At 46.5% G+C, this 14,929-nt stretch carries 5 protein-coding genes; all 5 read left to right on the top strand.

The features are described from left to right. Positions 1-81: 81 nt before the first annotated feature. The 5 genes from K6V30_RS14780 (at position 82) to K6V30_RS14760 (ending at position 14,928) form a co-directional block, all read left to right on the top strand. Positions 82-4,344, top strand: a complete 4,263-nt coding sequence (locus K6V30_RS14780; RefSeq protein ID WP_055270272.1) for a hybrid sensor histidine kinase/response regulator transcription factor — start codon at positions 82-84, stop codon at positions 4,342-4,344. Positions 4,345-4,573: 229 nt separating this feature from the next. Further along, the gene (locus K6V30_RS14775) at positions 4,574-6,883 is read left to right on the top strand and encodes a LamG-like jellyroll fold domain-containing protein (protein ID WP_224207156.1); all 2,310 of its coding nucleotides are present in this window, start codon (positions 4,574-4,576) and stop codon (positions 6,881-6,883) included. A gap of 19 nt (positions 6,884-6,902) precedes the next feature. Next, positions 6,903-9,986, top strand: coding sequence for a SusC/RagA family TonB-linked outer membrane protein (locus K6V30_RS14770; protein WP_070612415.1), 3,084 nt, complete (start codon positions 6,903-6,905; stop codon positions 9,984-9,986). A 12-nt stretch (positions 9,987-9,998) separates the two neighbouring features. Then, positions 9,999-11,774: a RagB/SusD family nutrient uptake outer membrane protein gene (locus K6V30_RS14765; RefSeq protein ID WP_055270269.1), complete on the top strand. Its 1,776-nt coding sequence runs from the start codon at positions 9,999-10,001 to the stop codon at positions 11,772-11,774. Between the two features lie 4 nt (positions 11,775-11,778). Beyond that, positions 11,779-14,928 (top strand): SusC/RagA family TonB-linked outer membrane protein, encoded by a 3,150-nt coding sequence (locus K6V30_RS14760; RefSeq protein WP_055270267.1) that lies wholly within the window; start codon positions 11,779-11,781, stop codon positions 14,926-14,928. Position 14,929 lies beyond the last annotated feature (1 nt).

Here is a 14,929-nt window from a genome sequence, read left to right as displayed (position 1 = left end):
ATAATCTGCTGAAAAGAAGTTCTTCTCATTTTTGTGATTGAAGAGATTCTTCTAACTTTGCCCTTATTAATACGTACATATATGAAAAAACACCTACTTATATACCTAATAATATATAGTATCTGTTCACTGGCCGGGCAGGTTCGGGCACAGGAACGTTTTGCCGACCGCTATAATATTACGTATGTGACCATGAACGAGGGGCTTCCACATAATTTTATCGACGATCTGTACAAAGACAGCCGGGGATTTATGTGGATTTCGACTGCCGGAGGCGGGCTTTCCCGTTATGATGGCTATGAGTTTGTAAACTACACTCCCAATAATCACCAATGCAAACTAAAAAGCAACTTTATACGCAATGTCTGTGAAGACGCCTTCCAACGCCTTTGGATCGTCTCCGAAGGGGGAACGGATATTATTGACTTATCCACTTTAAAACCGATTATCCCCCGTGACCCGAAAGGGATACTTCCAAAGATACTGGAACTACCGGCTACCCGTATCATGAAAGATACGCAAGGCTGTATCTGGCTTCATTGCGACAATGCCCTTCACCGTATCGAATTCAATGACAAAGGAGAAGTGCAAATCCTGTCTACCCTCAGTCCCGTCTATCTGAATGGTCCGGACATTGCTCTGAAAGACATTGACGAGGATGGAAAAATATGGATGGGAAACAATGGAGAAATACGAAAAGTGGCATTAAGTCCGCAAAAGAGACTGATAACCATCCCCATAGCCGACTGCCTGAAGTTCGAAACGGGAACTTATATTTCGGATTTCCTCTGCAAAGAGAATGAAGTCTGGATCTCCAGTGACCGCGGACTATTCCGTTATAATAAAAGCGGCAATGTGATAAAACGATATGAGCATGATTCCGGCAATTCCTATTCGCTATCGCAAAATTACCTGACAAGTTTAGCTATCACCAGCGACAAACAGTTAATCGTCGCGACGCTACGTGGCATTAATATCTACAACCCGATGACGGATAATTTTGAACGTATAGCCTGTGACCTTCCGAATGGCGGTACCAATCTGCTGAACAGCAACTTTATTAATTGCATATTGACTGATGGAGAGCATATCTGGTTCGGTACGGAAACCGGAGGTATCAATCTGTTAAATCCACGACAACTATCGATACGGAGCTACCGACATGACAAGGAAAACCCGTCAAGTCTATCCTATAATCCTGTCAATGCAATTTATGAAGATGCATACGGAACCTTATGGGTAGGGACAGTGGAAGGCGGACTGAACAGAAAAGAACGGAACAGCGAAGATTTTACCCATTATACACGTGAACACGGAGGACTGAGTCACAATTCCGTCAGTGCCCTGACTTCCGATGCCGACAACCACCTATGGATTGGCACATGGGGAGGAGGTCTCAACCTGCTTGATCTGAAAGCTCCCCGACAAATACTGGAGGTAATTTCCTCACAGACCGGCGGAGGCTTTCCGATTAACTTTATCGGAGTATTGAATTATGACCCTATTAATGAAGGTATATGGATAGGCGCCAATCAAGGACTCTATTTTTATGATCCGGTAAAAAAGGAAATAACTGCTCCGTTACCGGATAAGGCTGCTGAAAATATTCATGGCTGTATCGGTTCCATTATTGATAAGGAGGGTAAACTTTGGGTCGGTTGTCTGGAAGGGGTTTATATCATCGATCTGCATTCCCGTTCCTCTAAAGGAGAATTCCAGTACAGGCACCTGAACTACAAACTGGACGATCCGTCCTCCCGCCTGATTGAGAAAATAACCTGCTTTTATCAAGGTAAGGACGGTACTTTATGGCTGGGCAGTAACGGATATGGCATTTATCAACGAAAAATCGATGCTCAAGGAAAAGAACAGTTTATCTCTTATAGCACAGCGCAAGGACTACCGAACAACAGTGTTCGGGGAATACTGGAAGATAACAACGGTAACTTATGGATCAGCACCAATAATGGACTCTCCTGTTATCATCAGGCAGAGAATCGCTTCATTAACTATACCATACAGGATGGTCTGATTGACACACAGTTTTATTGGAACGCCTCATGCGGTTCTTCTCATGACTTACTCTATTTCGGCAGTGTAGGCGGATTGGTTGCAATCGAAAGCAATCGTCCGGCGGCGTCTCTTCCGGCTGCCAAAGTCCGTTTCACCCGCCTGCGGATAGGTAATGAAGAAATATTGCCGGGCAGCGAATACCTGTCGGAAGACATTGCCATAACGACGGAACTGAGGCTGCATGAAAAAGAAAAATCTTTCTCACTCGAATTTGCAGCGCTCAACTTTGAGTCAAACAATACAGCCATATACAGTTATCGTCTGGTCGGCTTTGACGATAAATGGGTACAGATTCCGGGCAACCGTCGTTTCGCCAGTTATACGAATTTACCTCCCGGTTCATATACTCTACAGGTCAGATACACTCCTGATGGTGAGAACGAGGGAGAAAACATAACGGAACTGAAGATTACGATTGTACCTTATTTCTATAAGACTGTATGGTTCATTCTACTCACCATCGCATTGTTGTCTGTCAGTGTATGGCAATTCTATCAATGGCGCATCCGCAATCTGAAACGGCAGAAAGAATATCTGCACCGCACGGTAGAAGAGCGCACTCATGAACTGGAACAGCAGAAGCATCTGTTAGAGAATCAAACGGAAGAACTGTCGCGCCAAAATCAGATGCTGATTCAGCAGAATGAGAAAATCACGAGGCAGAAGGCACAACTGATTCGTATGTCCCGCAAAGTGCAGGAATTGACGCTTGACAAGATTTCATTCTTTACGAATATTACCCACGAATTCCGCACGCCGATTACTCTCATTATCGGTCCTATCGAACGTGCATTGAAATTAAGCTACAATCCGCAAGTCATTGAGCAATTAAACTTCGTAGAACGCAATTCCAAATATCTATTGTCTCTCGTCAATCAGTTGATGGATTTCCGGAAGGTAGAGTCCGGCAAACTGGAGATTGTGAAGACTCGGGGAAATTTTCTGAAATTTATCGATTCACTGATCACTCCGTTTGAAGTATTCGCCCAAGAGCGGAACATTGTGCTCAAACGCTATTACCGGATGGAGATGCCGGAGATTTTGTACGATGAGGAAGCAATGCGTAAGGTGGTCACCAATCTGTTGAGTAACGCTATCAAGTTTACTCCGAACGGGGGAACTGTGTCTCTCTACCTATCTGCTCTTTTCGCCAAAGACAGTAAAAAAGAGACTCTGTATATTTGTGTCAAAGACAGTGGTTCGGGCATCCCTGAAGAAGACCTCAACCGAATTTTCAACCGTTTCTACCAGTCGCAGAATCAAGTGAAATATCCGGTATACGGACAAGCAGGAACAGGCATCGGTTTATACCTCTGCAAACGGATTGTACAAATGCACGGCGGAGAGATCAAAGCATTCAATAACCGTCATGCAGGATGCTCTTTCCGCATCCTCCTCCCCTTGCAACGGGAAGAAGGAAAAGACGAAAAGACAATCATTATTGATCACAACGATTCGTCCTCAATCCCTGTTCAGGATTACGGCTCTCCCAAAGAGAAAGAAGCTTTAAATATGCTGGTTGTGGAGGATAATGCTGATATGCGGGGATATATCCGCTCTATTCTTCGTGAACAGTATCATGTGCTGGAAGCTGCAAATGGCGAAGAAGCGCTACATATACTTAACAGTAATCCAATAGACTTTATTATCAGTGACTTGATGATGCCTGTCATGGACGGAATCGAGCTGTCCCGAAAGGTAAAGGAAACATTTGCCATTTCGCATATTCCTTTCCTGATGCTGACCGCCAAGACCTCACAAGAAGCCCGACTGGAAAGCTATCGTATGGGAGTGGACGAATATCTGCTGAAACCTTTTGATGAAACATTATTATTGACCCGTATTCAGAATATTCTGGAGAACCGGAAACGATATCAGCGTAAATTTACACTTGATATGGATGTGGACATACTCAATATGGAAGAAGAATCCGGTGATAAGAAGTTCCTCAATCAGATAATGGAGGTTATCAAAGAGAACTACAAGAACTCGTATTTCGAAGTCAGTGATTTTTGTGAAGCCGTCGGGGTAAGCAAAAGCCTGCTGAACAAAAAACTGCAAAACTTAATCGGTCAGTCCGCCGGACAGTTCATCCGGAATTACAGACTGAACATCGCACGGGAATTGATTCTGAAGAATCGGGAAACAAAGAATATGAATATAGCGGAAGTTGCCTACGAAGTAGGATTCAATGATCCCAAATATTTTACAAGATGCTTCACGAAACATTTCAATGTGACACCAAGCGCACTGCTGAATAACGAAGAATAACTGATATAAGGGTTGCTATTATGAAACAATGATAGCAGCCCTTCGTCTTAAAATGAGCTCATTTTAAGAGACATCCGTCCAAGATTATACTCAAAGTGTAAAAAAGACACTTATATAACCGTTTATCCACCTCGAAAATTCATTTGTCCACCTTTAATATACTCATCGGTTGTATTTTTGCGACACTACAACGAGTAGAATTATTGTTGAACCATTAATATCAATATCTATGAAGACAAGGAAATGGCCGTTACTACTTATGGCAATTCTTACCGTTCTCAGCATGAGTTCTTGTCAGGATTGGGGAGAAGCCGATCCACCGGCAGGAAATCAAAAACTTCCGGCAAAGCCGGATACCTCCGCTAAATTAATAGCTGAATTTACATTTGACGAGGATTTCAACTCTACTGCCACCGAAGGCGAAACACCTATATCGGGGGAAGGTTTTGCATACAGTGCAGATCAAGAGATTCCGGAAATCGTACAGGATGATGAAAGAGAAAGTGGAGTTATGCACGCCAACGGCGGATACCTCCGCATTCCCAACCCTCTTATCGGTGCAGATATCCAGACAGGAGTCTCATTCAGTTTCTTCGTAAAACCGACTAAAACAGACCATACAGGTGCACTGATCTCTTTCAGTGATGGAACGAACAAACTGTATTTCACTGCAAATGCTTTTCTGAGCTATACCGGCACAGGAGGCTATCTGGACGTAAATGATCCGGAAGTCAGTGTAACGAACGCAATGCCTTACGGGACATGGCATTATGTTGCCTTGACTTTCACAGAGAAAGGATACGCCATTTATATCGATGGCACCAAGAAATACGACACCAACAACCATGCCAGCATCAGTTCCGGAAAGACAAGGGCTGTGAGCGTAGGTGACTTCGATTATTCCAATATGATCGATTTATTGTCATCTGCCACCTATATATATGTAGGCTATGGTTCGGATACGGAAACTGCTGAAGCCTATTATGATGATCTGAAGATCTGGACAAATACCTTCTCGGACAGCGACGCTCAGGGACCGAATATCGGTGGCGGAGTATACGTGCCGGATCCTGTTTATCAAGCTACTTTCGAAACGACTACCGGACTACAGATTATTGGCGGTGGCAGCTTTGTTACGGATGATAATAGCGCCTTCGGAACTGTATTCAAGAATATCCCCGGAGGAATGCGTCAGAATTACTTGTTGCTTCCGGAAGATGTTATGTCACATTCTGCCGAAACGAAGGAAATGTCTATCGGTATGTGGGTGAATGCGAAGGATGCCGGAATCTCATCCACTTATATGTGGTCACCATTATTCAGCGCTCACGGACAGGCACCGGGCATAGCAGGTACTGCCAATACAGACAACTGGCCTATGTTTGCATTGTATGTAAGAGGAACATTACAACTGAATAATGCCGGATGGTGCAACTTTGATGATGCACAGAATGTAAATGGTACCAATGCTCTATATCATGACGCCACTGACTGGTTAGCCGATCATGGGTGGCATTACTATACAGTAACTCTCACCGCTACTTCCGCCAAAGTATATATGGATGGCGAACTGAAGAACGAATGGCAGGTGGCAGGTACCGGAGATAACAATACAATTGAAGGTGCATTCATTTATGGTGCCAACTACAAATACATCACTTTAGGCGGAAATCAGGCGTTCGACTGGGGCGATCCCGATCCGGGATTCATGTTTGACGACTTCGCAGTCTATAACAAAGAATTGTCTCCGGAACAGATCAAGCAGATTATGGAAGACAAGACATTGGCTCTGCCGACTCCCGTCTACATCAATACCTTTGAAGAAGGAGCCGGAGATGCAAAAATCGTAGGTTCGGGCAAAATAGTTTCAGTGGAAGACAAAGGTTTCGGACAAATATTCCAGAACGTAGCCGGCTCTAAAGGCACTAATTATCTGATGTTGCCTCAGGATGCTCTTTCCCACTCCGTAGAATCTCAGGAAGTGAGTATCAGTGTATGGGTGAATGCCAAGAATGCCGGAGGGTCGGATGATTACCGTTATTCACCGCTGTTCACAGCGTACGGAAATGAGCCGTCAGCAGGATCAGAGAATATATGGCCATTGTTTGTCCTGCAATCCCGCGGACTCGCCCAAATAAACTGTAACGGATGGACAGACTTCACCGCCGCACAGAACGAGAAAGGTGTCAACACCGTTTATTGTTCGGAATATGCAGCAGATGGAATCGTTTGTGAGGAAGACTGGCTGAAGGATCATGAATGGCATCTTTACACGGCTGTTCTCACGACTACCACCTGCAAAATCTACCTCGACGGAGAAGTCGCTAATTCATGGACAGTATCAGGCAGCGGTGACGGCAATACCATCTCCGGAATATTCACCAACGGTGCAGACTTGAAATACATCTCATTGGGCGGAAATCAGGCATGGACATGGGGCGATCCGGATCCCGGATTTATGTTCGACGACATCGCTATCTACAACAAAGCACTGACAATCGATGAGATACAGGCTATTATGAAAAAGAAAAAGAATTAAACCTTAAAGTTTAGTATACATGAAGAATTTTATACTGATACTCTGCCTCGCCACATTCAGCCAATGGGTGTATGCGCAGAACAAGCAGATCACCGGACGGGTAGTTGATACCAAAGGCGAAGCCGCCATTGGTGCAAGCATACTTGAAAAAGGAACTACGAACGGAACCATTACCGACTTTGACGGTAACTTCAAACTGACGGTCGGACCGAAAGCCGTGTTACAAATCAGTTATATCGGCTATAAGACACAGGAAATTCCTGTAGCCAACAAGACGAAACTGAATATCACTATGGAGGAAGACACGGAAGTGCTGGATGAAGTCGTAGTAGTCGGCTACGGTGCACAGAAGAAAGAGAGTGTGGTAGGTGCCATCTCGCAGGTTTCTTCCAAAGAACTGTTGAAATCTCCGGCAGCCAATATTTCACAGGCGATTGCCGGTAAGATTTCGGGTGTAATCACTTCTCAGACTTCCGGTGCGCCGGGGGCTGACGATATGAAGATTTATATCCGTGGCCGTGCTTCTTTCGCAGGAGACAACCAACCGTTGATTCTGGTAGACGGCGTAGAACGCGAGTTCTCACAGATTGCTCCGGATGATATCGAATCGATCTCTACGTTGAAAGATGCTTCCGCTACTGCCGTATATGGTGTACGTGGTGCAAACGGTGTGATGCTGATTACAACGAAGCGTGGTAAGGAACAGAAACCAACTGTCAGCCTGACCGCCAACTGGCAAATACAGTCCCCTACCCGCCAGGATACTTACCTGGATTCTTACAATTCGGTTGTATTATTGGAAGAAGCGCTGGCTAATGACGGACTACCTTCTCAATATTCGGCATCCGATATCGAAATGTATAAAAGAGCCTCAGCCGGACAACTTAGCGGAATCGATGCCCTCCTCTACCCGAATGTAGACTGGTATGACACCGTTTTGCGCAACAGTGCACCGGCACAACGCTACAATGTCAACATACAGGGCGGTACCAAACGTATGCGTTACTTTACTTCTGCCGAATATTACAACCAACAGGGATTGTTCAAGGAATTCAGTCAGGACGAATACGGAAACAAGTCGAACTCAAGCTTCAAGCGTTTCGCTTTCCGTGCCAATCTCGACTTTCTGATGACCAAAGACCTGACTCTTTCAGTCAACTTCGGAACACGTTTCGAAGAACGCAGAGGCCCGAACTCGAATGAAGCGAGGGACGGATCCTACAGTCAGGCTTTTTACGAAATGAATCATACTCCGGGATGGTTGTTCCCGGTATCCTACACCGTGGGTGAAGGCGAAGACCAAAAGACATTATACAGCGGCAGCTCACAATATCAGAATAATATCGTAGCACGTTTAGCCAAAGCCGGTTTCTACCGCTCCACCAATACGATCAATGAAACAAATTTCATTGTGGATTATAAGATGGACTGGCTCACCAAAGGGCTGGCAGCAAAAGGAATGGTATCTTTCGACTACGACGCTTACTATATGCGTGCTTTCAATGCCGACTTTGCCACTTATGAGCTGAATGACCGTACTAATTATAATTCAATAGACGCTTATACCCAGTTCAATACAGATACGGAACTTGCTTATCTGGGCAATAACCAGACTACTACTTATAAACTTTATATGGAATTCCAGCTGAACTGGGCACGCAAATTCGGGAAACATGATATCACCGCCATGGCACTGTACAACCAGAATGACTACCGTTATCAGGCAGACCTTGCCGAACGCTACCAAGGACTGGTAGGGCGTGCCACATACGGCTACGACGACCGTTACCTGGCAGAAGTCAACTTCGGCTATAACGGTTCGGAAAACTTCATGCGAGGCAGACGCTTCGGTTTCTTCCCTTCTTTCTCCGTAGGATGGAGAATCAGCAACGAAGCTTTCATGAAAGGAACGGAAGACTGGCTGAACAATCTGAAAATCCGTGCATCCTATGGTGAAGTAGGTAACGATGTATACAAAGTGAATGGCGTAAAACAACGTTTCCTGTATCAGGCAGTGTGGACACAGATAGCCAACGACTATCACTTCGGAACAACCGGATATACCGGTATCTATGAAAGCCAGTACCCTAACTATGCAGTGACTTGGGAGCGTGCTCACAAATACAACCTGGGACTGGAATTTGGTTTATGGAACGGACTGTTGAACGGTAATATCGACGTATTCTACGAAAAGAGAAACGATATCCTGACTCCTTACCTCACCCGTCCGCAATGGGTAGGCGTCAATATGGCTGCCGGCAATCTGGGAGAGACCAACAACAAGGGCTTCGAAATCGAACTGAAACATGCGAACCATATCGGAAAGGACTTTACCTATAATGCAAGTCTGACTTTCTCACACGCCCGCAATGAAATCCGGAACATGGACGAACCCGCCACAAAGACAGCATATCGCAAACAGGAAGGTCATCCGATCAACCAATACTTCGGTCTGGTATGCGATGGTTTTGTGACCCAAGCCGACCTGAACAATCCCGATTTTCCGGTTTCTACTTTCGGCAACGTACAGGCAGGCGACCTGAAATACCGTGATATGAACGGAGACGGATTTATCGACAGCCGTGATGAAACATTTATCGGCTATAGCGATGTTCCCGAAAACACTTACGCCTTGTCTCTGGGATGCGAATACAAAGGCATCGGATTCAGCATCATGTTTCAGGGAGTAGATCATGTTTCCAGATATTATGATGCAGAGGCAATGTACGCTTTCGTGAATGGCGGTAAGGTAAAAGAACATCATCTGAACCGCTGGAATCCCAACCAGTCGGAAGCATACAACCTTGCCAATGCCAGCTATCCGCTGCTCCATTATGACAGCTACGGTGACCATAACCAGCGTAAAAACTCGTTCTTCCTGAAAAACGGTAACTTCCTCCGTCTGAAGAATATCGAACTAAGCTACTCGCTTCCGGCCCGATGGATCAGAAAAGTAGCCATGAACGAATGCCGCGTCTATATGAATGCAAACAATCTCATCACATGGGATAAACTGGATGGTCTTTGCGATCCGGAAAGTGAAGGTTCCAACCGTTACCCGATTATGAAGACGGTGAACTTTGGTGTAAACATTAAATTCTAACAGATATAAGACATGAAAAAGACAATCATATATACCGCCTTTTGGTTGGCAACCGCCGGAATCGCCCTGACTTCCTGTGAAGATATATTCGGTGGTTTTCTGGACAAACAGCCCAGCAACGAACTGACAGAAGAAGAGGTATTCAGCCAGTGGACTACTACCCGCGAGTTCCATTTCGATACTTACAACTTCCTGCGCCACGGTGCCTGCCGCATCAACAACTCATGGATGGATGCAGCCACCGACTTAGCCGAAACCAGCTACGCCAGCGGCGGCACGCGTACAAGTTTCAACATCGGTAACTATTATGCCAGCAGTGCCGCCACTGAACTCACCGACACATGGGAACACTATTACCGGGGTATCCGCAAATGCAATATGCTGTTAAAGAATATCGACAACGTACCCAAAGCTACGGACGACTCGGAAGAAGCACACGCTACCTATGTGAAACAATACAAGGCGGAAGCTCATTTCCTCCGCGCTTATTTCTACTGGGAAATGTTTCTCCGCTACGGCCCCGTCCCTCTGGTGACAGATGTACTCGATCCGGACGGGGACTTGCTGAGCAACTATACCACCCGCCCTTCCCTGAAAGAATATGTAGTTGACTTCATTCTGAAAGAACTGAAAGATTGCGAAGAAGGATTGATGGATAAAGCTACTTCTGCCGAATCGGGCAACCCCGGACGTATCAGCCAGCCAATGGCTCGTGCACTGTATTCCCGCATTATGCTTTACATGGCAAGCGACCGTTTCAGAAGCGAATCGGGTATCAGCTGGCAGCAAGCCGCCGATGCAGCGCAAAGCTTCATGACGGATTACGGAACGCTCTACGGACTTTACACGACCGACACCGATCCGAAGACCTGCTACACCAATGCTATTCTGAAGAACGCACATGACGAGAAAAATAACGAAACGATTTTCTGGCGTAATGATGTGGCTGTAGGATGGGGAGCGATCTATAACGATACGCCGGTAGGCGAAGGCGGCAACGGAGGTTTGTGCCCGTCACAGAATTTAGTGGATATGTACGATATGGCAAACGGGCAGTCTCCTTTCAGCAGTTATGATGAAACCGGTGCCCCTGTTTATAATGGAACAGCCACTCCCGCCATCAACAACACCAGCGGATACAAGAGCAATGATCCTTACAGCAACCGCGACCCGCGTCTGGCGGCTACCGTACTCTACAACGGTGTGAATTGGGGTAATGGTATAATTAATGTACTCAAAGGACAACGGGATAACCCGCAAGGAAATGCAAATGCAACGCCGACCGGATACTATACCCGCAAGTATATTCCGGAAGTGATCCTGAACAATAACCATACCGGCAGCAACTATCGTAACTGGATTATCATCCGCTATGCGGAAATCTTATTGAACTACGCAGAAGCCTTGAATGAAGCCGGCGGGTCACGTACGGACGTACTGAATGCCATCCAGCCTCTCCGTGACCGTGTAGGGATGACTGCCAAACTCACAGACCGCAGCGATCTTCAGACCATAGCCGACCGCCGTAACTTCATCCGCAAGGAACGTACCGTCGAACTCGCTTTTGAAGATCATCGTGCATGGGACGTACGTCGCTGGAATGTAGCGGAAAAAGCATTGGCACGTCCTATCTACGGAATGGAGATTACCAAGGAAAACGGAAAGTTTGTCTATACACGTAAAGTTGCCCAGAACCGGGTATTTACAGAGAAAATGTATCTCTACCCGATACCGGAAGGAGAAGTATGGAAAACGAATATCGAAAACAACCCGGGTTGGAACAATTAACTGAATGAATATGCAACCGATGAAATTAAATAACATACAGACAGGATTCAAAAGAATCCTGCTCACCGTAGCCACAGTTTTCATGCTGGGCAACGGATGGGCGCAAGATGCTAAAGTACTGAAAGGACGAATCGTAAATGCAGAGGGTGAACCTATCGCAGGTGCGGTGGTCAACGTAGCGGAAGCAAGCCGCATCGCACTCTCGGACAAGGACGGTTTCTTCACTTTGAAGAATGTAAAACCTGCCGACGAGCTTTATGTAAGCAGCGTAGGTTATCTGCCGACAACGGCCATTGCCGACTTCGAAGAGAATTTCAAGATTGTCATGGATGCCGACCTGGATGAATATGCTCATACAACTCCGCTTCCTTTCAACCGCAAACCCAAGAAGTTTGTGACAGAGTCCACCTCCATCGTCACCGGAGAAGAACTGGAAAAACATCCGGTAACCGTTTTGCAGAATGCGTTTACCTCCACTGTCACCGGTGTAGAGACGTATGAAGCGCAATCCGAACCGGGATGGAGTGAAACGGCTATGTATATCCGTGGCATCCGTACCATGAATGCCAGCGCACGCAGTCCGCTGATCATCGTCGACAATGTGGAACGTGACCTCTCATTCCTCGATGCCTACCCTATTGAATCGATTACGATATTGAAGGATGCTGCCGCCACCGCTATCTATGGAATGCGTGGAGCCAACGGCGCAGTACTCGTAACGACCAAACGTGGAGAAACCGGTAAGACTAAAATCAACTTCACACAAGAAGTCGGCTTCCAGACTATTGCCGGAATCCCCGAAAGCCAGAATTCTTATAACTATGCGCTGAGCCGTAATCAGGCACGATACCTGGACGGATTAAGTCCCGAATATTCCGATGAAGACTTGGAATACTACCGTCGTGTCTGCAACGGTGAGCAGTTGGAAGGAATGGCCAAATACAAATACTTCAATACGAATTGGCACGACACCATGCTGCGGGATGCAGCTCCGCAATACCGTACCAACCTGTCTGTCAGCGGCGGTAACGCACGTGCACGCTACTATGTCTCCTTCTCTTATCTCCGTCAGGAAGGTTTGTTCGACACCAAATGGACGGAATGGAACGAAGGCTACAGCACACAGGAAGTATTGAACCGCTATAACCTGCGTTCGAACATCGACATCGATGTAAACAAGTTCCTGAATGTATCGATGGACTTGGGCGGACGTATCGACAATATCTCCCAACCGGGCATTGACGTATGGAACCTCTTTACCTGGGGAGCCGGCGAAAACCTTCCGGTGTATCCCGTATTCTGCCCGAACGGTGAATTCTTTATGCCGACCAGCAGCGACAGTAAAAACGGTGCCGCACAAATCGCCGGACGTGGTGTGGAACAGAACCGCCGCCGTAACCTCTATACAACCGTAACGGCTACCGGAAACCTGGATGCCCTCGTTCCCGGACTGAAAGCCAAGATGACGTTCAGTTTCGACTCTTACGAAACATTCCAGAAGGTGCAGCAAGCCGATATCAATGTCTACTACTATAACTATATGGCTGATGTCAACGACCCGTCGGAATATACATACCAACGCATGAGAACGTACAAAGCATTGCCCAATGCCACCACTTCTCCACGTGACTATTACTATAATCTCAATATGAACGGCGGACTGGCATACGAACATACATTCGGCAAACATGCCGTCAATGCCCAGGCTTTTATCCGTACTTATCAGAATGTAGTACGCGGACAGGAATCATCCAACCGCTACCTCTCTTATAATGCACAGGCTACCTATGTATATAACAACCGGTATATCCTTTCCGGTAATATCTCCCGCATGGGCAGTGATAATTATGCCGACGGCGAACGCTTCGGAACATTCCCCGGCGGTTCCGTGGGATGGGTACTTTCCGAAGAATCATGGCTGAAGAACTCGTTCGTGAATCTCCTGAAACTCCGTGCTTCTTACGGACGGGCGGGACAAGCTGTGACAGGCGTCAGCCGCTACCCGTACCAAGGTACATTCACCGAAGGAGGCGGATATAATTTCGGTACTTCCCAATCTTACACGGAAGGTGTATATGAATCGACAGCCAGCAACAAGAATATCAAATGGGAAATCTCGGATATGGCAAACTTCGGCGTTGACTTCGACTTATGGAACAAGAAAATCTACGGTTCTGTGGACTTCTTCAAGGAATGGCGTTCCAATATTCTGGTATCCCGTTCCACCGTGCCCGGCTTATTCGGTGTAAACGCTCCGCAAGACTCTTACGGCAAGGCCGAAACGAAAGGTTTTGAGATCACTTTAGGACATAGCAACCGGATCGGTGATTTTGAATACTATATCGACGGTATGCTGACTTTCAACACCAACAAGATCACCGAAATGGATGAACTGACTCCCGATTACGCTTATCAGGCAAGAACCGGCAACCGTATCGACCAAAGCCAGCTCCTGATCTGGAAACAATGGGCCAGTAATCCCGACCTGATTCCGGAGTCGTATGAAGATGCCGTTGCCAATCCTCAGAAATATCCGTGGAACGCTGCCGGTAAATACAAGCTCGGCAATGCCGTATTCCAGGATACGAACGGCGACCGTAAAATAGACAGCTACGACAAAGTACCGACCGGATACACGAATATACCGGAATTAATCCCGACCATCCGTTTAGGTTTTAGCTGGAAAGGGTTTGATGCACGTGCCGTACTGACGGCTTATCTGAACCGCACCGTTCCCTGTCGCGAGAATATGGACTATGGTTTCGGCTGGGGAGGTACTTCCACTCACGAAATCACCAATACATGGGGATATTATACCGATGATCCGACAGACCCACGCAATATCAACGCCAAATATCCGCGTTTGTCTACTTCCTTCAGTGACCTCGACCGGAACTATCCATACAATGAGTCTACCATCTGGGTAGTCAACGGAGACTTCCTTTCATTGCGCAATGTGGAAGTCGGCTACTCGCTTCCTGCACGATTGATTTCTAAAGTCAATATGACGAAATGCCGTCTTTACTTCAGCGGCTACAACCTGTGCAACTGGAGCCATCTGCCTAAAGGCTTTGATCCGGAAAACCCGACCAACTATATCTGGGCATATCCCAAGACACGTTCATTTACGTTCGGTGTGAATATCGGATTCTAAT

Source organism: Bacteroides faecis (assembly GCF_020091505.1).
GTDB classification, from domain to species: domain Bacteria; phylum Bacteroidota; class Bacteroidia; order Bacteroidales; family Bacteroidaceae; genus Bacteroides; species Bacteroides faecis.
This window is presented reverse-complemented; position numbering and strand designations above follow the sequence as displayed.